The 21889-nt window shown below is 66.4% G+C and carries 19 protein-coding genes; 12 read left to right on the top strand and 7 right to left on the bottom strand.

The annotated features are described in order from the left end of the window. Positions 1–4 precede the first annotated feature (4 nt). From TQ38_RS14000 to virB11, 4 genes are read left to right on the top strand one after another with little or no spacing between them, the layout of a single operon-like run. Positions 5–1255: a type IV secretion system protein gene (locus TQ38_RS14000; protein ID WP_043971233.1), complete on the top strand. Its 1251-nt coding sequence runs from the start codon at positions 5–7 to the stop codon at positions 1253–1255. Continuing rightward, a complete protein-coding gene (locus TQ38_RS13995) occupies positions 1252–2124 on the top strand; it encodes a TrbG/VirB9 family P-type conjugative transfer protein (RefSeq protein ID WP_043971232.1) in 873 nt (290 codons plus the stop codon). Before TQ38_RS14000 ends, TQ38_RS13995 begins: the two co-directional genes overlap by 4 nt. A 3-nt stretch (positions 2125–2127) precedes the next feature. Beyond that, positions 2128–3201 (top strand): TrbI/VirB10 family protein, encoded by a 1074-nt coding sequence (locus TQ38_RS13990; RefSeq protein WP_043971230.1) that lies wholly within the window; start codon positions 2128–2130, stop codon positions 3199–3201. A gap of 6 nt (positions 3202–3207) precedes the next feature. Further along, entirely contained in the window at positions 3208–4245 is a 1038-nt protein-coding gene (virB11, locus tag TQ38_RS13985) for a P-type DNA transfer ATPase VirB11 (RefSeq protein WP_043971229.1), read from the top strand. A 41-nt stretch (positions 4246–4286) separates the two neighbouring features. Here virB11 and TQ38_RS13980 read toward each other — a convergent pair whose 3' ends face one another. Beyond that, entirely contained in the window at positions 4287–5783 is a 1497-nt protein-coding gene (locus TQ38_RS13980; protein ID WP_043971228.1) for an exopolyphosphatase, read from the bottom strand. A gap of 44 nt (positions 5784–5827) precedes the next feature. Beyond that, complete coding sequence (locus TQ38_RS13975; RefSeq protein WP_205316115.1) at positions 5828–8008, bottom strand: RNA degradosome polyphosphate kinase; 2181 nt, start codon at positions 8006–8008, stop codon at positions 5828–5830. Positions 8009–8152: 144 nt separating this feature from the next. Here TQ38_RS13975 and TQ38_RS13970 point away from each other — a divergent pair, with 144 nt between their 5' ends. The 3 genes from TQ38_RS13970 (at position 8153) to TQ38_RS13960 (ending at position 15191) form a co-directional block, all read left to right on the top strand. Further along, complete coding sequence (locus tag TQ38_RS13970; RefSeq protein ID WP_043971226.1) at positions 8153–11536, top strand: DUF2126 domain-containing protein; 3384 nt, start codon at positions 8153–8155, stop codon at positions 11534–11536. A 272-nt stretch (positions 11537–11808) separates the two neighbouring features. After that, the gene (locus TQ38_RS13965; protein ID WP_370059775.1) at positions 11809–14310 is read left to right on the top strand and encodes a circularly permuted type 2 ATP-grasp protein; all 2502 of its coding nucleotides are present in this window, start codon (positions 11809–11811) and stop codon (positions 14308–14310) included. Then, positions 14310–15191 (top strand): transglutaminase family protein, encoded by an 882-nt coding sequence (locus TQ38_RS13960; protein WP_043971224.1) that lies wholly within the window; start codon positions 14310–14312, stop codon positions 15189–15191. Before TQ38_RS13965 ends, TQ38_RS13960 begins: the two co-directional genes overlap by 1 nt. Positions 15192–15274: 83 nt before the next feature. Here the strand turns inward: TQ38_RS13960 and TQ38_RS13955 are convergent, their stop codons facing one another. The 4 genes from TQ38_RS13955 to ccmA all read right to left on the bottom strand — a co-directional run bounded on the left by TQ38_RS13955 (position 15275) and on the right by ccmA (position 18180). Then, positions 15275–15763, bottom strand: a complete 489-nt coding sequence (locus TQ38_RS13955; protein ID WP_043971223.1) for a hypothetical protein — start codon at positions 15761–15763, stop codon at positions 15275–15277. 404 nt (positions 15764–16167) lie between these two features. Next, positions 16168–16791 carry a carboxymuconolactone decarboxylase family protein gene (locus tag TQ38_RS13950; protein ID WP_043971222.1) on the bottom strand — a complete coding sequence of 208 codons (624 nt, stop codon included), beginning with the start codon at positions 16789–16791 and terminating at the stop codon, positions 16168–16170. 112 nt (positions 16792–16903) lie between these two features. Beyond that, the gene (locus TQ38_RS13945; RefSeq protein ID WP_043971221.1) at positions 16904–17563 is read right to left on the bottom strand and encodes a heme exporter protein CcmB; all 660 of its coding nucleotides are present in this window, start codon (positions 17561–17563) and stop codon (positions 16904–16906) included. Next, positions 17560–18180: a heme ABC exporter ATP-binding protein CcmA gene (ccmA, locus tag TQ38_RS13940; protein ID WP_043971220.1), complete on the bottom strand. Its 621-nt coding sequence runs from the start codon at positions 18178–18180 to the stop codon at positions 17560–17562. The genes TQ38_RS13945 and ccmA overlap by 4 nt, the downstream gene beginning before the upstream one ends. Positions 18181–18227: 47 nt before the next feature. On the opposite strand from ccmA, the gene TQ38_RS13935 reads away from it, so the two are divergent. Then, positions 18228–18518, top strand: coding sequence for a 4a-hydroxytetrahydrobiopterin dehydratase (locus tag TQ38_RS13935; RefSeq protein WP_043971219.1), 291 nt, complete (start codon positions 18228–18230; stop codon positions 18516–18518). Between the two features lie 35 nt (positions 18519–18553). On the opposite strand, the gene TQ38_RS13930 is transcribed toward TQ38_RS13935, so the two are convergent. Further along, complete coding sequence (locus TQ38_RS13930; protein WP_043971770.1) at positions 18554–19171, bottom strand: DNA-3-methyladenine glycosylase; 618 nt, start codon at positions 19169–19171, stop codon at positions 18554–18556. Positions 19172–19278: 107 nt separating this feature from the next. Between TQ38_RS13930 and TQ38_RS13925 the strand changes: the two genes are divergently transcribed. The 4 genes from TQ38_RS13925 (at position 19279) to TQ38_RS13910 (ending at position 21857) form a co-directional block, all read left to right on the top strand. Next, entirely contained in the window at positions 19279–19596 is a 318-nt protein-coding gene (locus TQ38_RS13925) for a 2Fe-2S iron-sulfur cluster-binding protein (RefSeq protein WP_043971217.1), read from the top strand. A gap of 78 nt (positions 19597–19674) precedes the next feature. Continuing rightward, the gene (locus TQ38_RS13920) at positions 19675–20700 is read left to right on the top strand and encodes a cysteine synthase A (RefSeq protein WP_043971216.1); all 1026 of its coding nucleotides are present in this window, start codon (positions 19675–19677) and stop codon (positions 20698–20700) included. A 40-nt stretch (positions 20701–20740) separates the two neighbouring features. Then, positions 20741–21088, top strand: a complete 348-nt coding sequence (locus TQ38_RS13915) for a hypothetical protein (protein ID WP_043971214.1) — start codon at positions 20741–20743, stop codon at positions 21086–21088. Continuing rightward, positions 21060–21857 (top strand): DUF4350 domain-containing protein, encoded by a 798-nt coding sequence (locus TQ38_RS13910; RefSeq protein ID WP_240197896.1) that lies wholly within the window; start codon positions 21060–21062, stop codon positions 21855–21857. The genes TQ38_RS13915 and TQ38_RS13910 overlap by 29 nt, the downstream gene beginning before the upstream one ends. Positions 21858–21889 lie beyond the last annotated feature (32 nt).

Here is a 21889-nt window from a genome sequence, read left to right as displayed (position 1 = left end):
CCCCATGGCGAACGCCTGCGAACAGCTCACCGAAGTCGCTTCCGCCGGGGTCGCCCCGGCGCTGCGCGCTGTCGACTGCGTAGCCAACGAGATGGCCGCTTCCGCATTCGGACGGCTGTTCGGCGCGGGCGGGGCGATGGGGCCGGTCCTTACGATCCTGCTTACGCTCTACATCGCCTTTTTCGCGTTCTCGCTGCTTACCGGGCGTTCCAGCCTTGGCATTTCAGCGCTCACCCCGCGCATGTTGCGTCTGGGCGTGGTACTGACGTTTGCCACCAGCTGGATCGCCTATCAGGGCGTGGTCTGGAACCTCGCCGTAGGTGGACCGGACTGGATCGCGGGCGTGCTGATGGGGGCAAAAGGCTCGGCGACGCAGCTTTTCGGTGACCGGATCGATATTGTCTTCAGCGCCATCAACGACATTTCCGAAGCCACTTCCAACGCAGGCGGCGCAGCGCAGGACGGCGGCGGTGCGGCCGCTGCCGGTGCCGCCGTTGCCGCCAAGGGCGCAGGCGGGCTGTTCACGCCCGAAAGCGTGATGTGGATGGGCGCGCTGCTGCTGCTGCTGGGCACTGTGGGCGTGCTGCTTACCGCGCGCATCGCGCTGGGCGTGCTGCTCGCTCTGGGGCCGATCTTCGTCATAATGGCGCTGTTCGGCGGCACGCGCGGGCTGACCGCAGGCTGGCTGCGCGGTGTAGTGCTGACCGCCGTTACCCCGCTGTTCGTAGTGCTGGGCGGCGGGATCACGCTGGAACTGCTTGTGCCGATCATTTCCGGCCTCGTCGAGAACGCCAATGCCGGCGAGATCGACGGGCGCGGAGCAATGGCGTTCTTCCTTGTCGCCTCGGTGCATGTCGCGCTGATGGTGATGGTGGTGAAAGTGGCCGCGACGATGGTGTCGGGCTGGCAGGTCTTTGGTCTGGGCGCCGATAATGAGCGAGAACGCTCGGGCTCCTCCGGGCAGGCTGCGGCGCCGGCTCCGGCCAGTGCGCCCGCGCCTGCGGCTTCCAGCTATCAGGGCCGCACTTCGGTGATTGCTGCGGCAGGTGCTTCCGCCATGGCCGAAGCGCCGGGGCAAGGACATAGCAGCGGCGGGCGTTCGGGTGACCGCCGAACCGTGGTAACGCAAGTCGTGGGCGGCGGCATCGAACCCTTGCGGCAGGGCGAATCGGCCCCGCGCGCTCGCGGGATCGGCAGCCGCTTTCGCGCATCGAACGACACCGGCAGATCGCCGGCGAAGGAGAAGACACGATGATCCGCGCAACCATGCGCAACCTCGCCGCCGCAGTGAGCCTGGGCGCGCTGACGCTGGCTGCTCCGGCGCAGGCCGATGAGCGGCTTGTCGCCCACGCCTTCAGCGACAACGAGGTCGTGCGTATCGACGGCCGGGCCGGTGTGCAGGCGACCATCGCCTTCGGCCAGGGCGAGGCCATCGAAAACGTCGCGGTCGGCGATTCGCAGGCCTGGCAGATCACGCCGAACAAGCGTGCGGACCTGCTCTTCGTGAAGCCGCTCGAAAGCACGGCGCGCACCAATATGACGGTGGTGACCAACCGCCACACCTATTTCTTCGACCTTGTCGCCACCACCAAGGCAAGGCCGCTCTACATGCTGCGCTTTACCTACAAGGACGAGGCGAAAATGGCGGCAGACGGCAGCGGACTTGCATCGCTCGACCCGGCCGAACAGGCGCTGGCCGCCGGCAATCCTCTGGGCATGCCGTCCGACCCGGCGGCGCTCAACTTCGCGTGGAAGCGCGTCGGCGTCGAGAAGCTGATGCCCTCGCGCGTCTACGACGATGGCATGTCGACTTACCTGCTATGGCCGGACAAGGCGGCGATTCCTGCGATCCTCGTCACCAACGAGAAGGGCGACGAAGGCCCGGTGAACTATGCCGTGCGCGGCGCCACGATCGTGCTGGAGGACGTGCCGAACTCGATCGTCCTGCGCTCGGGGAAGTCGAAAGCGGAACTGGTGAATTCGTTGCCTCTCGCCTCGCGTCCGGCACCGGCCGCGCCTGCAGCTACGCCGGTTCCCACGCTCCAGCCTGTCGTGGCAACTGCTACTCCATCTTCGCCCACGCCGTCCGCCGGGACAGCGGCACCCACTTCTTCGGGGAACTGAAACATGGCGCCGAATTCCTCGATCCGCGAACGCTTTTCCCGTGCCGACGCAACCGATCCGCGTGACGGTGAGGGTGCTCAGGTCATCGACCTGGCCACCCGCAACGTCCTGCCGCAGGTCAGCCAGCGCAAAAAGGCAGATGGCCTCGGTCTTGCCGCCGGTGTCCTTATCGTCGCGGCGCTGGGCGGGCTGACGCTGTGGTCGATGGACTCGGCGCGCAATCCGGCAGGCCTCAAGCCGGCGGTTCCGGCGCCGCAACCGCTCCCGGCGCCTGCCGCCGTGGTTACTGCGCCCGCCCCGGCGGTTATGCCGGCGCCGCTTCCCGAGCCCGCCCCCGCCCCGGTACTTGCCGCGCCGCCTGCGACCGCGGCAGTCCCCCAGGCCAATCCTTATGCCAGCCCCACGGTCGTTTTCGACGTGGGGACCGGCACGGCCGTGGCCGTCGGGGGAGCCGCGGGCGAAGCTGCGAAAGGCGGCACCGCCAACGACGATTTTGCTGCCCGCATCGGCGGCCCCGGGACGACTGCGGCGGCCAGCCATTCTTTCGATCCGGCCACCACGGTAACGCAGGGCACGCTGATCCCCGCCGTGCTGGAAACCGCGATCGACACTGATGTGCCCGGCTATGTCCGCGCTATCGTTTCGACCGACGTGCGCAGCTTCGACGGCAAGCGCGTACTGGTCCCGCGCTCCTCGCGCCTGATCGGCCAGTACAAGAGCGGCCTGACGGCGGGCCAGAAGCGGGCCTATGTCATCTGGTCGCGCCTGATCCGCCCGGACGGAGTCTCGGTGAATCTGGGTTCGCCCGCTGTTTCCTTCGGCGGCGAGACTGGCCTGCCCGGCAAGGTCAACAGCCATTTCTTCGAGCGTTTCGGCTCGGCGATGCTGCTTTCGGTGGTCGGCGGACTGACGACGCTGGCGTCCAGCGGTTCGAACGTGATCGTGTCCGGCGGCGGTTCCGCGGCATCGAGCGCGGTGCAGAGCGGCGCGCAGATCGGCCCGACCATCCGCGTGCGTCAGGGTGAGCCGATCCGCGTGTTCACTGCCAAGGATCTGGACTTCAGCCAGGTCCAGTGACGCACCATGGCCGATATTCTCACCTTGCAGCCGCAATTGGCGCAGTCCCCCGTGGCTGATGTGATCGCCGATGCCGCCGCCGCGCGCAGCGTCTATCTTGACGCCTACCTCGCGCCTTTGCGCCCTTGGCTGGAGCGCGAGACGGTCACCGAAATCCTCGTTAACCGCCCCGGCGAGATCTGGGTCGAGGATGCCGCGCTTTCAGGAATGCAGTGCGTGGCATTGCCGCAGATGGACAACCGCCTCTTGCAGCGCCTCGCCGAACAGGTCGCGCGGATCAGCCATCAGGGCATCAACCGCGAACACCCGCTGCTTTCGGCGACGCTGCCGGCTTATGGCGGTCAGTCGGGCGCGCGTATCCAGCTTGTCGGCCCGCCTGCCACGCGCGCCAACTGGGCGTTGGCGATTCGCCGGCACCGGCTGCTGGAACTGCCGCTGGATGCCTATGATCGCGGGCCGATCACGGTGCCGGCCGAAGCGCCGACGCCCGATCCCATGGCCGAGCCGATCGCGTTCCTGCGCGACGCCATCCGCCGCCGCCGCACGATCCTGATTTCCGGCGGTACGTCTACCGGCAAGACCACGTTCCTTAACGCGATGCTCACGGAAATCCCTGAGCACGAACGCGTCGTGCTGGTGGAGGACACTGCCGAACTGCGCCTGCCCGGCGCCAATGGCGTGGGTCTCATCGCGGTGAAGGGCGAACTGGGCGAGGCCAAGGTTTCGGCCAACGACCTGCTGCAGGCGGCTCTGCGCCTGCGCCCCGACCGTATCGTGCTGGGCGAACTGCGCGGCACCGAGACGGTCAGCTTCCTGCGCGCCATCAACACCGGACATCCGGGTTCATTCTCGACTGTCCACGCCAACAGCCCGCGCGGCGCGCTGGAACAGATCGCGCTGATGTCGATGCAGACCGGCATTGGGCTGACGCGGGCGGAGACGCTGGAATATGCCGCGTCGGTGATCGACATCGTGGTGCAGCTCGATCGCAGCGGCGGCAAGCGCGGCATTTCGGCCATCGCGCAGAGTTCCACGCTGGTCTGAACGTCGTGAAGATCCTCCCTCCAAAGGGGAGGATCCAGGGATCACGCTTCGATCAGCGCACCTTCGCGTGTCTGTACCCGCCAGGTCAGGCCCAGCCAGTCGGCCAGCGTCTTGAGGTCCTTGCCATTGCCGGGGCCGTAGAGCGGACCAGCCGGTTCACCCAGCGACAGCACCAGCACATCGCCTTCTATCGTCAGCCCGGAGGCCGCCATACCCTGCGCGGTGCCGCCGGTCAGGCGGCGGCAGAGGCGCACGGCCAGGCCCCAGCCGATCGCGCGGTCGAGGTCGGCCTTTTCGGCCAGCCGGGCAAAATCGGTCGGCGCTGCGGTGAGGCCCGAATTGGCGAATACGGTCATCGCCATCATCCCGCGGCCGCGCATGTCGAGGCCGATCCAGCGTTTGCGCAGGGCCCAGGTCAGCGCTTCCTCGGTGCGCATGTTGGGCTCGGTGCGCATCGCGGCAAGGGCGAGCAGGCCGGCAGCGGTCCGCAGGTCACGGTCGTCATCGGCGCCCGGGCAGGCCGGAGCGGTCCACAGGGCCACGCGCGCGGCATCGTCTGCGTCAACGCGCGCGCCCTGCGCAAAGGCGGCAACGCTGGCCAGCATGGGGCTTTCCTGCTGGACGGCGGCGGGCAGCTGCATGTGCAGCAGTCCCTCGCGCAGACCCCACGACGAGAAGACCAGATGCGAAGGGTGCAGGTTGCCGATCGTCTGCGCCATCAGGGCCGCGGCATCGGGCAGGGTGGCCAGGCGCGAGCTGGAGATGCGCGGGTCCGGGTCCTCCACCTTGCCCTTCGCGAATTCGCGGGCAAGGTGGAGCGCTTCCGAAGCGGGAAGTTCAAAGCCATGCGGATCGTCCACCGGCCAGCCCAGCACGCGCATTGCCTGAAGAGCCAGTGCCCGCCACGAACCGCCGACGATGTAGAGCGGCAACCCGCGAGCGCGGTTGCTGGCCGCATCCCAGCCCCTTGCATCGAGGCCTGCGCGCACGGCACCGGCGAATTTCTGCGGACCCAGCGCGCGCATGTCGGGCAGGCGCAGGGTGCCGAAGGGCAGGGTGATGCCGCCGGGGCGGATGCCCTGCGCGTCGATCTCAACCAGTTCGAGGCTGCCACCACCAAGATCCGCCACCACGCCGCGCGCGCCGGGGAAGGCGGCGATCACGCCGGTGGCGCTGGCACGGGCCTCTTCCTCGCCGGAAAGCAGGCGGGGGGAAAGGCCGAAGCTGCGCACGGCGTCAAGGAATTCAGGGCCGTTGGCGGCGTCACGCGCGGCGGCGGTGGCGACGCATTCGACGTTGTCCACCCCCATCAGCCGCAGCAGTGCCGCGAAGCGGGCCAGCGCCGCCAGTGCAGCGCGCATCGACTTGTCGGAGATCGCGCCGGTACGGCCGAGGTCCTTGCCGAGCCGGGCGTTGACCTTCTCGTTGAGCACGACGACGGGCGCACGCGGCGGCCCATTGTAGACGACAAGGCGCACCGTGTTCGAGCCGATGTCGATGATGGCGCGCTTGGCGCTGGACTGGCTAATGCCGATCATTGTGTTCAATACGCACCGTAAGGGCCTAAGTTGCCCTGCCTATGTCAGATAGTGCCGCGTCTTAGCGAGAGCTTGGGCACTTTTCGTCCACTGTCCAGTGCCGCACCGCGCCCGGAAAGCGACGGATTGGTCATGAAGTAGCGGTGCAGGTTGAAGGGATTTCCCACCTCGCCAATGCGCTGGTAGGTTCCGTCCGGCGCGCAGATCCAGCTTTGTTCGGTGTCGATCAGGTTGGCGAGCATCACCTGGTCGAGAATCTGGTCGTGCACCGTCTTGTTGCGGATCGGCAGCAGCACTTCCACGCGGCGGTCAAGGTTGCGGCTCATGCCATCGGCCGAGGTGATGAACAGCTTGGCGCGGCGGTTGGGCAGGTGCGCACCGTTGGCGAAAGCCCATATGCGCGCGTGTTCCAGGAACCGGCCGATGATCGACTTGACCATGATATTCTCGGACAGGCCGGGAATGCCGGGGCGCAGGCAGCAGATGCCGCGTATCACCAGATCGATGTCCACGCCCGCACGGCTGGCGGCGTAGAGACGGTCGATGATGGCCGGGTCGGTCAGCGAGTTGAGCTTGGCCCAGATCGCGGCGGGCTTGCCTGCCTCGGCGTTGGCGATTTCCGCGTCGATGCACTCGTTCAGGGTCGAGCGCAGCGAGATCGGCGAGATCGACAGGCTTTCCGTGCCCTTGGGTTCGACGTAGCCAGTGATGAAGTTGAACAGCCGCCCGACGTCGCGCCCTGCCGCCGGATCGGCGGTGAAGTACGAGATGTCGGTATAGATACGCGCGGTGAAGGGGTGATAGTTGCCGGTGCCGAAGTGGCAATACGTGCGATAGCTCTCACCTTCACGGCGGACCACCATCGAGACCTTGGCGTGGGTTTTCCAGTCCACGAAGCCGTAGATCACCTGCACGCCTGCGCGTTCCAGCTGGCTGGCCCAGAGCAGGTTCTGTTCCTCGTCGAAGCGGGCTTTCAGTTCGACTACGGCGGTGACGGACTTGCCCTGCTCGGCGGCGTAGATCAGCGCGGAGATGATCGCCGACTGCTTGCCCGCGCGGTAAAGCGTCTGCTTGATCGCCACCACGTCCGGATCGCGCGCGGCCTGGCGCAGATAATCGATCACCACCTCGAAACTCTCGTAGGGGTGCTGGATGACGATGTCCTTCTCGCGGATGGCGGCGAAGATGTCGCCGTCATGCTCGAGAATGCGTTCGGGATAACGCGGGGAATACGGCTCGAACTTGAGTTCGGGGCGGTCCTCGTCGCAGATCACGGAGAGGCCGGAGAAGCCGATGATGCCCTCGGTCTTCATGATGAGGGCCTTGTCGAGGCCCAACTGCCGGCGCAGGAGTTCTTCGGCCGCCGGGTCGAAATTGCCCTGCAATTGCAGCACGATGACGAGGCCGCGGCGGCGGCGCTGGATCGCGGTGCGGTAATAGCGCACCAGATCCTCGGCATCCTCCTCGATTTCAATGTCGCTGTCGCGCAGGATGCGGAAAACCCCGTGCCCGTTGAGGGCGAAGCCGGGGAAAAGTTCGGCCGTGTTGCGGCAGATGATGTCCTCGATCGAGATCCACGCCGCCTTTTCGCCGGGAATGCGCACGAAGCGCGGCAGCGGCGCGGGGATCAACACCATCTCCATCACCGGCGCGTCGTCCGCCACGCGGGTGAGCGAAAACAGCACGCCGATGCCCTGGTTGGCGACGAAGGGGAAGGGGTGCGCCGGGTCGATCGCCTGCGGGGTGATCACCGGCATGACGTGTTCGATGAAATAGTCGCGCAGCCAGCGCTCACGCTCACGGTCGAGCTTGTCGTTCTCGCCGATGACGGCGACTCCGGCCTCGGCCAACTGGACTTTCAGCGCTTCCCATGAGTTCTGCTGGACCTGCTCCAGTTCCAGCACTTTCTCGTGAGTGACGGCCAGCGCCTGCTGCGGCGTCAGTCCGTCGATCGAGATTTCCTCGATCTGGCGGCGCACCTGCCCGGCGAGGCCTGCAACGCGCACCATCAGGAATTCGTCGATGTTGCTGCCGGAGATCGACAGGAACCGCAGCCTTTCCAGCAGCGGGTAATCGGGATTGGAGGCTTCGGCCAGAACCCGCTCGTTGAAGGCGAGCCAGCTCAGTTCGCGATTGAAGTACCGCGCGGGCTGCGTACCCAGGTCCGCAGTTTCTCCGTTTTCGCGGGCTGCTTCGGTTTCGTCGCTAACTTCCAGCATATCCATCTTGTTCACCCGAGGCCCTTTTGCATGCCACGATGACACAACTGCGGCAATCTTTCCCGTCACGACGAAGTGTTGCCGAATTCGTTCGAGGTGCCAAGTGAACATCGTTGCGGTGCAGCATCGTTTCGCGCACACTCCCCCTCGATGATCAAGGCCGCTTTGCACCACCTCACCCGCTACCGCTATTCGCGGCGCATTCGTCTCGGCCCTCAGGTTATCCGGCTTCGCCCGGCGCCGCACAGCCGGACGGAGGTTCCCAACTACTCGCTGACGATCAGCCCGCCCGAGCATTTCCTGAACTGGCAGCAGGACCCGCACGGCAACTGGCTGGCGCGGGTGGTGTTCCCCGATCCGGTCGATCACTTCTCGATCGAGGTGGACCTGCTGGCCGAACTGGCTGTCATCAACCCTTTCGATTTCTTCGTGGAACCCGAAGCGGAGGAATACCCCTTCGCCTATTCGCCAGATATGAATACGGATCTTTCGGCCTATTTCGAGGTCGAGGAGCAGGGGCCGCTGTTCGAGGCGCTGGTCGCCGCTCACGCCGATTACGAAGGCCGCACGGTAGACTTCCTGGTCGACATCAACAGCAAGCTCCAGCAGCGCATCGGTTATGTGATCCGCATGGAATCGGGCGTGATGGAGCCTGAGGAGACGCTGGACGTCGGCATCGGATCGTGCCGCGATTCGGCTTGGCTGCTGGTGCAGTTGCTGCGCCGCCTGGGCTTCGCCGCACGCTTCGTCTCGGGCTATTCGATCCAGCTTGTTGCCGATGTGCTGCCCAAGGAAGGGCCGGTCGGCGTGCTGCAGGACGTCACCGACCTTCACGCCTGGGCGGAGGCCTATGTGCCCGGCGCGGGCTGGATCGGCCTCGATGCGACGTCAGGCATGTTCGCGGGCGAGGGCCACATTCCGCTTTGCGCGACGCCGCACTACCGCTCCGCCACCCCGATCGAGGGCATGGCCGAGCCGGCCGAAGTCGACTTCGATTTCGCGATGGACGTCAGCCGCATCGCCGAGGCCGTGCGCATCACCAAGCCCTTCACCGACGACCGCTGGGAAGCCCTGCTCGCACTGGGCGACAAGGTGGACGAGGACCTGAACGCAGGCGGCGTCAACCTGACGATGGGCGGCGAGCCCACCTTCATCGCCGCCACCGATTTCGAGGCGGACGAGTGGAACAGCGGCGCCGTCGGCCCCACCAAGGCCGCTTATGCCGACAAGCTGATCCGCCTGCTGCGCACCAAGTTCGCGCCCGGTTCTCTGCTCCATCACGGGCAGGGTAAATGGTATCCCGGAGAAACCCTGCCGCGCTGGGGGTACTCCATCTACTGGCGCAAGGACGGTGTGCCGATCTGGCAGGACGATAGCCTGATCGCCGGCGAAAAGCCGCTGGAAAAGGGCGGCGATCCCGATCCGCTGCCCACCATCGACATCCTTTCCGCCGCGAACCTGCTGGCCGCTGCCGCCGAAGGGCTGGGCCTCGACGCGGACTTCGTCCAGCCGGTCTTCGAAGACCGGGGCGTGTGGATGCTGCGCGAGGACGAACTGGCGGTGAACGTCACCCCGCTCGACCCCAGTATCGAGGATGAGGAACTGGCGCGCCGTTTCCGCCGCACGTACCGGCGCGGGCTGGACAAGCCGGTGGGCTTCGTGCTGCCGGTGCAGCGCTGGAACAGCAAGGACCAGTCGATCCCGCGCTGGCGCTCCGAGCATTGGCGCGTGCGCAAGGGCCTGCTGACGGCGGTGCCGGGCGATAGCGCCATCGGTTACCGCCTGCCGCTGGGGTCGCTGCCTTACGTGGCGCCGAAGGATTTCCCCTATATCCACCCCCGCGACACGGCAGAGGAGCGTGAGCCGCTCGCCGATTTCCGCGTGCAGGTCACTGAGCAGGCTAACGCCAACCAGACCAATGACGGCGGCCCGCAGCGTTTCCGCGCCGTGCCTGAGCCGAAGTCTTTCGCGGAAGCCCCGGTAGAGGCGGACATCATCAAGGGCGCGGTGCGCACCGCCGTCACGGTGGAGCCGCGCGGCGATTACCTCGCCGTGTTCATCCCGCCGACCGAGGCGCTGGAGGATTACCTCGAACTAGTCGCCTCGATCGAGGTCGTGGCCGAGGAAATGAAGCTGCCGGTGCGGATCGAGGGCTACGGCCCGCCGCCGGACCCGCGCCTCATGGTCCTCAAGATCACGCCCGATCCCGGCGTCATCGAAGTCAACATCCACCCCAGCGCTTCGTGGCGCGAGACGGTGGAGATTACCGAAACGCTCTACGACTGTGCGCGCGAAATCGGCCTCACCGCAGACAAGTTCATGGTCGACGGCCGCTCGATCGGCACCGGCGGCGGCAATCACATCGTGCTGGGCGGGCCGACCCTGCTCGACAGCCCGTTCATCCGCCGCCCGGACATGCTGAAAAGCTTTATCACGTACTGGCAGCGGCATCCTTCGCTGAGCTACCTGTTCTCCGGCCTGTTCATCGGCCCGACCAGCCAGGCGCCGCGTATCGACGAGGCACGCCACGATTCGCTTTACGAGCTGGAAATCGCGCTGGCGCAGGTGCCCGGGCCGAGCGAAGCGCAGCCCGCGCCCTGGGTGGTCGACCGTTTGTTCCGAAACCTGCTCGTCGATGTGACCGGCAATACCCACCGCACCGAAATCTGCATCGACAAGATGTTCAGCCCGGACGGACCCACAGGCCGCCTCGGCCTTGTGGAGTTCAGGGGCTTCGAAATGCCGCCTGAGCCGCGCATGTCCTGCGCGCAGCAATTGCTGATCCGGGCGCTGGCGGCATGGTTCTGGCGCGAGCCGGTCGAAGGGCCGCTGGTCCGCTGGGGCACGCAGCTTCACGACCGTTTCATGCTGGGCGAATTCGTCTGGGCCGACTTCCTGGGCGTCCTCGATGATTTGCGGATGGCGGGTTACGACTTCGACCCGAAGTGGTTCGAGGCGCAGCGCATGTTCCGCTTCCCGATCCACGGCGAAGTCGAGGGCGGCGGCGTATCGCTGGAAATCAGCCACGCGCTGGAGCCGTGGAACGTGCTGGGCGAAACCGGCGCGATCGGCGGCACCGTGCGCTATGTCGACAGTTCGACAGAGCGTTTGCAGGTAAAGGCCACCGGCCTTGTTCCCGGCCGCCATGTCATCACCTGCAATGGCCGACAGGTTCCGCTGACGGCGGTGGGGACGGGCGCCAATGGCTCGCAAGGCGTTGGCGGCGTGCGCTACAAGGCGTGGTTCCCGGCGGAATGCCTGCATCCGATGGTGCCCGCGCATCCGCCGCTGACTTTCGACATCTACGACTTGTGGAACGGGCGCTCGCTGGGCGGGTGTGTCTATCATGTCGCCCATCCCGGCGGGCGCAACTACGATACGATGCCCGTCAACGGCTACGAAGCGGAGGCGCGGCGCAAGGCGCGCTTCCAGGAACACGGCCATTCGCCCGGCCCGCTGCCACGTCCGTTCGAGGAATCGGCGAGCGAATTTCCCTACACTCTCGACCTGAGGCGACCTGCCCGGCTAATGTAGGGGATGGTGCCTGCGTTTTCCGTTTGCTGTTGTTCTGGGCCTTCTTCGTCAGGGGAAGGACAATCGGACGTTTCTTACGCCCGTCAGCCCGGACTTGTTTCAGGCTCTATCGGGCAGCATATCCTTCCGACTTGGTTTGCCAATCGGACTGGCGGTTTACGGCCTCAAGGCGCGAGGCCGGCCGCGCAATGGGCTTTGAAACAAGTTCAGGGTGACAGAATGAAGAGAAGCCGGGCGTTCGGCGCAGAAGCGTTCGTGCGGTTTCCACGGCAATGGCCATGACAGCCGAAACCAAGCCCGAAGTCGCCCTTCCACCCGGCTGGCTCGACGATTATGCCGCGAAAGGATCGGGCGGCGACTTGTATGGCGATGCTTCGCCGGTCGTGGCGGAATGCTGGCGCAAGGTCGCGTCCGGCCTCGCTGCACTGACCGATGGCGATCCTTCCGCGCTTCAGGACGCCACCGCTCGTCACGCCGCTGACCTTGGCCTCGCCTTCCGCCTCACCGGGGCCGAGGACGAGCGATCCTGGCCGCTTAACGCGATTCCCCTGATCGTCGGCGCTGACGAATGGGCCGAGGTCGAACGCGGCCTCGTCCAGCGCGCCGAATTGATGGAGACGCTTGCCGCCGACATCTACGGCCCGCAGAAGCTGGTGAAAGACGGCCACCTGCCCGCCGCCGTGGTTGCCGGAAGCCCGTTTTTCGCGCGCAAGATGATCGGCCGCAGTCCGCCGGGCGGGCGCTTCATCCACGTCTACGCCGCCGACCTTGCACGGGGTCCGGGCGGACAGTGGCGGGTGCTGCAGGACCGCGTGCGCGTGGCTGGCGGCGTGGGCTATGCGCTGGAAAACCGCCTTGCGATGTCGCGCGCGGTGGGCAATCTCCTGGCGGACGCCCATGCTCGCCGCTTGTCCGACTTCTTCTCGCAGATGCAGGGCGGCATGGCCGCCGCCTGCCGCCGCGAAAACCCGCGCATCGCGCTGCTCACCCCCGGCCGCTTCAACCAGACTTATGCCGAGCAGGCGCATCTTGCCCGCTACCTCGGCCTGCCGCTGGTCGAAGGGCGGGACCTTACCGTGTTGGACGACCGGCTGTACGTGGGCACGATCGCGGGGCCGAAGCGCGTCGATGCGCTCTGGCGCTGGATCGACACTACCGCGCTCGATCCGCTTTCGTTCGATGCGAAATCGCAGCTTGGCGTCGCCAACCTGTTTGACGCCTGGGCCGGCGGCGGGGTGGAGATGGTCAACTGGCCGGGCGTCGAAGTGCTCGAATCGGCTGCGTTCGCTGCGTTCATGCCGCGCCTGTGCCGTGTCCTGCTGGGCGAGGCGCCGATCCTGCCCAATGTCGCGACATGGTGGTGCGGGCAGGCGGTGGAAAGCTCCACCGTCGCCGCGCGGCTGGACGAACTGGCGCTGCTCCCCGCGTTCGGCCAACCGATCGAGGGGCTGGAAAGCCGCGATCCCGTCGCCGGGGCCGGGCTGAGCGACGCCAAGCGCGCGTCGATCATCGACGCGCTGTGGCGTCGCCCGATGGACTATTGCGGGCAGGAGATCGTCCGCCTTTCCACCACGCCGGCGATCATCGACGGCGAGATCGTTCCCCGTCCCTTCACCGTGCGCGCCTTTGTAGCACGCGACCCCGATGGCGGTTGGAGCGTGATGCCGGGGGGCTTCGTGCGCCTGTCGTCGAACTCGGCGCTGCCCACGTCGTTGATGGGCGCGGGCGATCTGTCGGCGGACTTGTGGATCGTCGACGAGAAGCCGACCAGCCACCACCTCGGCAGCCGCGTGGCGGGGGAGCCGCCGATCTCGCGCGGCGGCGGCATCCTCGCCAGTCAGGCGGCGGACAACCTGTTCTGGTTCGGGCGCTACAACGAACGCGCGGAGACCATGGTGCGCATTGTGCGCGCCATCCTCGCCAGCCCGGCAGAGAACGATTCCAGCCCCAGCGAGGAAGGCGGGGTACTGCCGCGCCTGACCGCGCTGCTGCTGCACTGGGGTGCGATCGGCCCGGAGACGGCGAAGCTGTCGGTCGCCAAGATCTGCGCCCGCGCGCTGACCGAAACGCGGCTGCCCAGCGGCGTCGCGTCGCTGATGCGGCGGCGCCAACAGGTAGGCATGGCGCTGCGTGAACGCCTTGCGCGTGATTTCTGGCGGATCGTCAGCCGCCCGATGCCGTCGATCAAGGTGGATCAGCCGCAATCCATGCTGACCAACACGCGCTGGCTGACCGAGCATTTCAGCGCGCTCGCCGGTCTGATTTCCGAGAACATGGTGCGCTCCGCCGCATGGCATTTCCTCGAAATCGGTCAGAGGCTTGAGCGCGCGCAGGCGATCTGCCGCATGGCGCGCCAGTTGACGGCCGACACCGGAGACGGCGACCCCGCTGCCGCGCTCGGCCTGCTGCTGGACCTGTGCGACAGCCAGATCATCTATCGCAGTCGTTACCTGACCGGGCCGGTCGCCAACCCGGTGCGCGATCTGGTGCTGCTGGACCCCGACAATCCGCGCGCGCTGGTGTTCCAAGTGGACGAGATCGTCGACCATCTCGCCGCACTGCCCAGCTTGCGGGATGACAATATCCCCGAAGCGCCCCTGCGCGCCGCTCGGGCCCTGCTGGGCGAGTTGCAGGCAGCGACCGCCTCGGAAATGACGCCCGAGCGGCTGGAAGCGATCGAGGACCAACTGCTGGGCCTGTCGGATGCGATTTCGGCGCGCTATTTCCTGCAACTCGATTCCGAAGAAGCGGAAAGGCGTTCGCGGGTCCTGTGATGCGCTACAGTGTTAATCATATCACCACGATCAAATACGCGCAGGCCGTGCGCATGGCGCAGTTCAACCTGCGGCTGCGCCCTGCAGACTGGGCGGGACAGAGCGTTTCGGACTACACCCTAGAAGTCGATCCGCAGCCCGGGCAGGTGATTGAGGGGTCAGGCGGCTACCACGTCAACGAGGCGCGGTTCGCCCTGCGGGAGCCGACCAGGCAGTTGACCATCGAAAGCCGCTTCACGGTTGAGGTCGAGGCGCTGCCCTTCTTCGTGCGCGACGCGGCGGGGCCGGGGCTGGCCGAACTGCGCGAGCGGGCGATGAAGAAGCCCGACCTTTCCGACTTGGCGCCCGCTTCGTACATCTTCGCCTCGCCGATCGCCCAGCCCGAGGCACGGATCGCGCAGTGGGCGGCGTCCTTCCTGGATGAGGCGATGCCGGTGATGGCAGCGGGCCGTGCGCTGATGTCCGCGATCCACGAAGAATTCACTTACGATGCCGACGCCACCGAGACGGACACGCCGCCACTGGAGGCTTTCGTGAAGCGGCATGGGGTGTGTCAGGACTTCAGCCACGTCATGATCATTGCTGCGCGCGCGCATGGCATCCCGGCGGCCTATGTCAGCGGCTACCTGCGCACCCTGCCGCCGCCGGGCAAGGAACGCCTTGTCGGTGCCGACGCCATGCACGCCTGGGTAAACCTGTGGTGCGGCGAGGAACTGGGCTGGATCGGCTTCGATCCGACCAACAACTGCCTCGCCGACAGCGATCATATCTTTCTGGGCATGGGCCGCGATTATTCCGACGTGGCGCCGCTGGACGGCACGTTCCGGGGATCGGCGGGGCAGACGATGTTCGCCTCGGTGGACGTCGCACCGCTGGATTGACCCTCCGATACCTTCCGTCCGTGGGGAGCGAAGCCGGGAGCTTGCGGCGCGCCTCGCACAACACGAACGCAAAGGCGCTGGCCTCAGCGGGGGCGCGTGTGATTCGCGCCGGCGCCGGGGGTGATGCTGGGACTGGTGCCGGTGTTGGGGACCGGCTCACCCGGAAAGATGCCTGCGATAGCCAGCGCCGCGCCGATTCGCGAAAGCGTTTCCAGCAGGTCGCCAACGCTGTCCTCTGTCACCACCAATTCCAGCGTTTCCCGAGTCGCGCAGGGGCCGCGGTCGCGCAGGCTGGTGATGAGTTCGAGAATCACCGCCTCATGCTCGGACACATGGCTGCATCCCAGGGGGCAGAATGCCAGCGTATCAAGCGCATCGCGGTTGAGCAGCATCATCGCGCGGTGAAATGGCTGTAGCCCCCCGATCATGCGCCAGCGGGCGAATGCGGGCGCCAGAAGCTGGGCCGGGCAGCGCTTCTGGCCGATCGCGGTGACCCATGCGCGCATGGACCAGACGAGGAACCGGCAGCCTTCGTCGAGGGCGGCAAGCGGGCGGTCGACGTATTGATACATGCAGTGACTCCTTAGGGCTTGCATCTGCGAATGATTATCATTAGCTACTGTTGCGCGGCTTGCTCCTCTCGTCAAGCCTGCACCAAGCCCGGAGGAACGCTTGTCATGGGGCGTTCTTCCCATCCTGTGACCTTTGGCCGGGGCGGCTCCTTGCCTTGCTCGTCCCGGCCTTTTTTTCAAAGGTCATAGGAGCCGTCGGAACGGCGGAAATCGGGGGTTTTTCTCAAGCTATGCGCTGCCCCGGCGTTAATCGGGATCGCGTGGGCGCGGGCTTGCTGTGAGCGGTCGCGGCCAAGCGCCCGGCCTAAGGCTGGGCGATTGGGGGACGCTGCGTAGTTATGCCGGTGGACGCACAGCTTCTGCCGCACTTATCCACAGACTCATTCTCTTATTGATGACGCGAATCAGCGATAATCGAAGCCGCCTTTGGGCTGGATCTTGAGCGAGTTCTGCTGAAGTGCCGTCATCAGGTACGAACCGATCAGCATCGGATATTCCAGCATCTGCTTTTCGTCGTAAGTCTGCGCCAGCACATCCCAGGTGGCGTCAGCGATGCAATGGTCTGCCAGCAATTCTTCAACGCCGCGCAGCACGGCCGATTCGTGGGGCGTCCAGCCCGGCGCTTCGGAGCCGTCGATCACTCGCTCGATTTCTTCAAGCGTGACGCCGAAGGCCTTGCCGATATCGACATGCTCGCACCACTCGAACGGTGCGCGGGCAAGCAGGGCCAGGCGCAGGACCGCCAGTTCGCGGTCGCGCGCGGGGATGGTGCCTTTGGCGGCCAGTTCGATACCCAGCACCATCTGGCCCTTGAACATGCCCGGGTGGCGAAGGGTTATCAGGCTGACGTCGGGGAAGGGGCGGCTTTCGGGGATGGAGAAGGCGGCGCGAATCGCATCGACCTGTTCCTGTCCTTCCGGGCTGACCTCGGCAAGGGTCAGGGGCGCATAGCGGGGGCCGTGCGCTACCGTCTGGGCAAGGCGTGCGTCTGCGTCGAATTCGTACCGGCCGGTCGTGGGCTGCGTCATTGTAGTGATTATCCTCCTGCGCGAACCGCGCCGACCGGGTTTGTCCGGTTCGAGAAGGGCACTATGCGCGGGCGCGCCGTGGCCGCCAAACGCAGCAGCGATGTTGACGGGCCTATCCGCGCGCGGCGCGAACGGCGGCTCCGCCCGCAAAGGGTGCGATGGCAATGAGGACGAGGCTGGCAGCGGCGGTGAGGGCAAGGCCGCTTGTCCCGCCGGTGCCCAGGCTGCCGGCTCCGAAGATTAGCACGGGCACCGCCATCGGGATCACCAGCAGGCCTGACAGAGCAGCCCCGCCGCGCAGGCCCGCCGTCAGCGCGGCGACCGTCACGCCCAAGGCGGCGAGGCCGGGTGTGCCGGCAAGCAACCCGATCTCGACCACGCGCAAGGTCTTTGCGTCCAGCCCCAGCAGCGCGGCGGCAGGAAGCGTGGCCAGCATCAGCGGCGGGCCGAAGCTCAGCCAGTGGGCGATCACGCGCACGGCGATCACCAGTTCCTCGGAAATGCCGCGCAGGGCCCACTGGTCGAACATGCCGAGTTCGATATCCGGTTCGACGAGCCGGTCGAGCGGCAGGATCGCGGCGAGCAGGGCGGCGACCCAGATCACGCCGCCGCCGGTGCGAGCCAGCAGCGGGGCGTCCGGCCCGACCGCGAAAGGATAGAGCATCGCCACGGACAGGAAGAACAGCACCGGCAGCATGGCTCCGCCGCCGCGCCCACGCAGCAGGAGGCGGGCAAGATCGCGGCGCAGCAGGGCGGCGATCCGGCCGTTCATGCGGCCCGTTCCCGCAAGGCGAAGTCGGACAGCGGCAGGATGCGCATCGCCGGAAGCCGCAAAGTCTGGTGCGAGGCGATCACGGCGATCCCTCCGGCGGCGCAGTGCTGCGCGGTGATCGTCTCGGCCAGCTCCACGGCGTGCCCGTCCAACCCATTGAGCGGCTCGTCGAGCAGCCACACCCTGGCTTTCTGTCCGAGCAGCCGGGCGAGCGCGGCGCGCTTCTTCTGCCCAGTGGAGAGATAGCGCACCGGCACATCCAGCAGGGAGACGAGGCCGAGGCGGGCCAGATCGCCAGTCGCCTTGCTCTCCTCCAGTCCGTCAAGCGCGCCCCAGAACGCCAGTGCACGGCCAAGCGGCAGGGCGGGGTCCAGGGCAGGGCGTTCGTCGAGCAGGCCGACGGTCCCTTCCACGCTGACCGAGCCGGCGAAGGCGGGAGCAAGGCCGGCGATGATGCGCAGCAGGCTTGATTTGCCGATGCCGTTGTGGCCGGCAACCTGCAAGGCGTCGCCTGCTTTCAGGTTAAGGGAAAGCCGGGAAAACAGCACCCTGTCGCCCCGGCGGCACGCCAGATCGGTCACGGCGATGGACGTCGGGGAAAGGGCGGCCTCTTGCATGGGGCCGAGCGATAGGAGAAACCCGCTCACCTGCCAAGGAGACCTCGATGCCTATTGCCCGCCTGACCGACGCCGAACGCGGCGATGCGCTGGAAAGCCTGCCGGGCTGGTCCCTGCGCGAAGACGGCCTTGCGATCACCCGCGAACTGAAGTTCGCCGATTTCGGCGAGGCTTTCGGCTTCATGACCCGCGTGGCGATCCAGGCCGACAAGGTCGATCACCATCCCGAGTGGTTCAACGTCTACAACAAGGTGCGGATCACCCTGACCACGCACGATGCCGAAGGACTGAGCGTTCGCGACGTGGCGCTGGCGAAGTTCATCGACACGATTGCCTGAATTGCTCCCCCAGACGGGGAGGGTGAAGCCGCGCGTCAAAGCGCCGTGTTGTTATAGCAGTGCCAGGTGAAGATCGCCGCCGCGCCCCGGTGCGGGCGCCAGCCTTCCGCCAGTTCGCGGGTCAGCTTTTCGCTCGGCCGTTCATTCAGGCGCAGCAGCTTGTGCAGGCCCGCCTGAACGGCAAGGTCGCCGGCTGGCCAGATGTCGGGGCGGCCTTCCGCGAAGAGGAGGTAAACCTCTGCCGACCAGCGGCCGATGCCCTTGATCCGCACGAGCTGGGCTATGGCTTCCTCGTCGTCGGCGGGCAGGCCATCGAAGTCGAGGCTGCCGGCGATGACCAGTTCGCACAGCGAGCGGGCATAGCCCTGCTTCTGGCGCGACAGGCCGCAGCCGCGCAGGGCCTCGAATTCGGCGGCGAGCAGGGTTTCGGGTCGGATGCCTTCCCCCAGCAATGTTTCCAGCCGGGTCCACACCGAGGCGGCGGCAGCCACACTCACCTGTTGTCCCACGATCGTGCGAAGCAGGGTGGCATAGCCGGTCGGGCGTATGCGCGGTTCCGGATAACCGGCCACTTCGAGGGCGCGGGCTATCGACGGTTCGATTCGGGCGATGGCGTCCAGCCCCGAACGGAGTTCGTCAGCGGTCAAACCCATGGTTTTGGCTACCTTGCAAAAGAGGGTTGCAGCCTTTAGCAGCCTGCGGGAAGTGCGCATACAACAGCATTTGCGATACAGGATGTATCAAAGGGGAATCGAGAACCATGCCGCAGATCATCGTCGTCAATCAGTCGGGTGAAGAATCCAACATCGAGGCTCCCGAGGGCCGTACCCTGATGGAAGTCATCCGTGATGGCGGTTTCGATGAACTGCTGGCGCTGTGCGGTGGCTGCTGCTCGTGCGCAACCTGCCACGTCCACATCGCCCCCGAATTCATGGACAAGCTGCCCACCATGAGCGAGGACGAGAACGACCTGCTCGACAGCTCCGACCACCGCAACGAGTACTCGCGCCTCTCGTGCCAGGTGGCGATCACCCCGGCCCTCGAAGGCTGCAAGGTTACGATCGCGCAGGAAGACTGAGGTGCGGGTGCATTGATTTGTGCTGGGCAAGGCGCAAATCAATTGCACCTTGGCGAAGAGGTTCCTAACTCTCGCGCCATGACCTCATCCAAGACTGTCGCGCCGCAGGCGCAGCCTTCCACGCTCGACCTCATCGGCAATACCCCGCTCGTCCTCCTCAAGGGGCCGAGCGAGGCTGCCGGCTGTGAAATCTGGGGCAAGTGCGAATTCGCCAACCCCGGCGCCTCGGTGAAGGATCGCGCAGCACTGTGGATCGTGCGCGATGCCGAAGCACGCGGTACGCTGCAGCCGGGCGGCACCATCGTCGAAGGTACGGCCGGCAACACCGGCATCGGCCTCGCGCTGGTCGCCAATGCGCTGGGCTATAAGACCGTGATCGTCATGCCCGAGACGCAGTCGCGCGAGAAGATGGACACCCTGCGGGCACTGGGCGCCGAGCTGGTTCTGGTCCCCGCCGCGCCGTTCTCCAACCCCGGCCATTTCGTCCACACCTCGCGCCGTCTGGCCGAGGACACCGAGGGCGCGATCTGGGCCAACCAGTTCGACAATATCGCCAACCGCAAGGCCCACATCGAAAGCACCGCGCCGGAAATCTGGGCGCAGATGGAAGGCCGCGTCGATGGCTTCACTTGCGCTGCGGGCACCGGCGGTACGCTTGCGGGAGTCGGCATGGGCCTGAAGGCCTTCGACGACAACGTCACCATCGCCCTCAGCGATCCTTACGGCGCCGCGCTCTACAACTATTACGCGCACGGCGAACTCAAGGCCGAAGGGTCGTCGGTCGCCGAGGGCATCGGGCAGGGGCGCATCACTGCCAACCTCGAAGGTGCGCCGGTCGACACCCAGTTCCGCATTTCCGACGAGGAGGGCCTCGAATGGGTCCGCCGCCTGCTGAGCGAGGAAGGGCTGTGCCTGGGCCTGTCATCGGGCATCAACGTGGCCGGCGCCGTGGCGCTGGGCCGCAAGCTGGTGGCCGAAGGCAAGCCGAGCGCACGCGTGGCGACGATCCTGTGCGACACGGGGTTCCGTTACCTGTCCTCGCTCTACAATGCCGAATGGCTGGAAGCGAAGGGATTGCCGGTCTTCCCCTGGCTGGCGAAGTGATGTAAACGGTCCGTCTATGGCAGGAAACATTCCGCCTTTTATGGTCGACACGCAAAGCATCCTCGAACCCTTGCAGGTGCCTACGCACTTCGTGCCGCCTTCTGCGCGCGAACTGCGTTCTCAGGGCGTGCACAGGTTGCAGATTGGCCTATTCGGTCTTTGTGCGATGTTGTTGATCGTGGGCCTCGCAAATATCATCCGCGACCGGCTGCGGCTGGTCGATACGCAGGACCCGATCCAGCAGGTCGTCGCGGTGGACGCCAAGCCCACCAAGACGGCCAGTGATCCGCTGGCCGATATCGGCGTGGTTCCCGCTGCAGAACCCAGCCCGGCTGCGTCTCCGGCGCCGGAGGCTTCGAGTGATCCGGGCGCGCCGGCTGCGCCTTGACCTGATCCTGCTTGCCGTCCTCGCGCTTGCCGGTTGCGGCAAGGGCGACGCGGCATTGCCGCGGGGCTCGGCGGCAATCGGGCTTTACACCAGCCTGCCGATCGCCTGGAACGAAAGCGCCGACATCAGCGGTCTGCTGGCCGACCAGAGCGCGCCGCACTGGGCGCTTGAAGCACTGCGCGGGCGCGGCCCGCTAACCCCGCTCGATACGCTGGCGCCGCTGCGGCTTCCCGCAGACGCGGTGCTGGTGCTGGCGCAGCCGCGCCCGCTCACCCCGCAGGAGAACGTGGCGCTGGACGCCTGGGTGCGGGGCGGCGGGCGCGTGCTGCTGATGGCCGACCCGATGCTCACCGTCCATTCCCCGTTCGGCCCCGGCGATCCCCGTCGCCCGCAGGACATCGCGATGCTTTCGCCCATACTTGGCCGCTGGGGACTGGAACTGGCGTTCGACGAGGCCCAGCCTGCGGGCGAGCATACCGTGCACCTGCCTGACGGGGATGTGCCGGTGAACCTGCCGGGATTTTTCCGTGTTCCGGGGAATTCCGGGGAAGGCGCGGATTCGGGGACCGCTGGGGATGGAGTCGGCCATTGCCGGCTCGAGGCCGCCGGGCTGCTGGCGGATTGCACTGCCGGGAAAGGCCGGGTCATCGCGCTTGCGGACGCTGCGTTGCTGGAAATTCCCGAGGATTCGCAAGGTGTGGCGCCGCGGCAGGCGATTCTCGGGCGATTGCTGGACCGGCTGTCGGATTCGGCGCGCGCCAGTAAATGATGGGGATGGATGGGGGCGATCCGGGGATCACC

The sequence above is a fragment of the Novosphingobium sp. P6W genome (assembly GCF_000876675.2).
Taxonomy (GTDB): domain Bacteria; phylum Pseudomonadota; class Alphaproteobacteria; order Sphingomonadales; family Sphingomonadaceae; genus Novosphingobium.
This window is presented reverse-complemented; position numbering and strand designations above follow the sequence as displayed.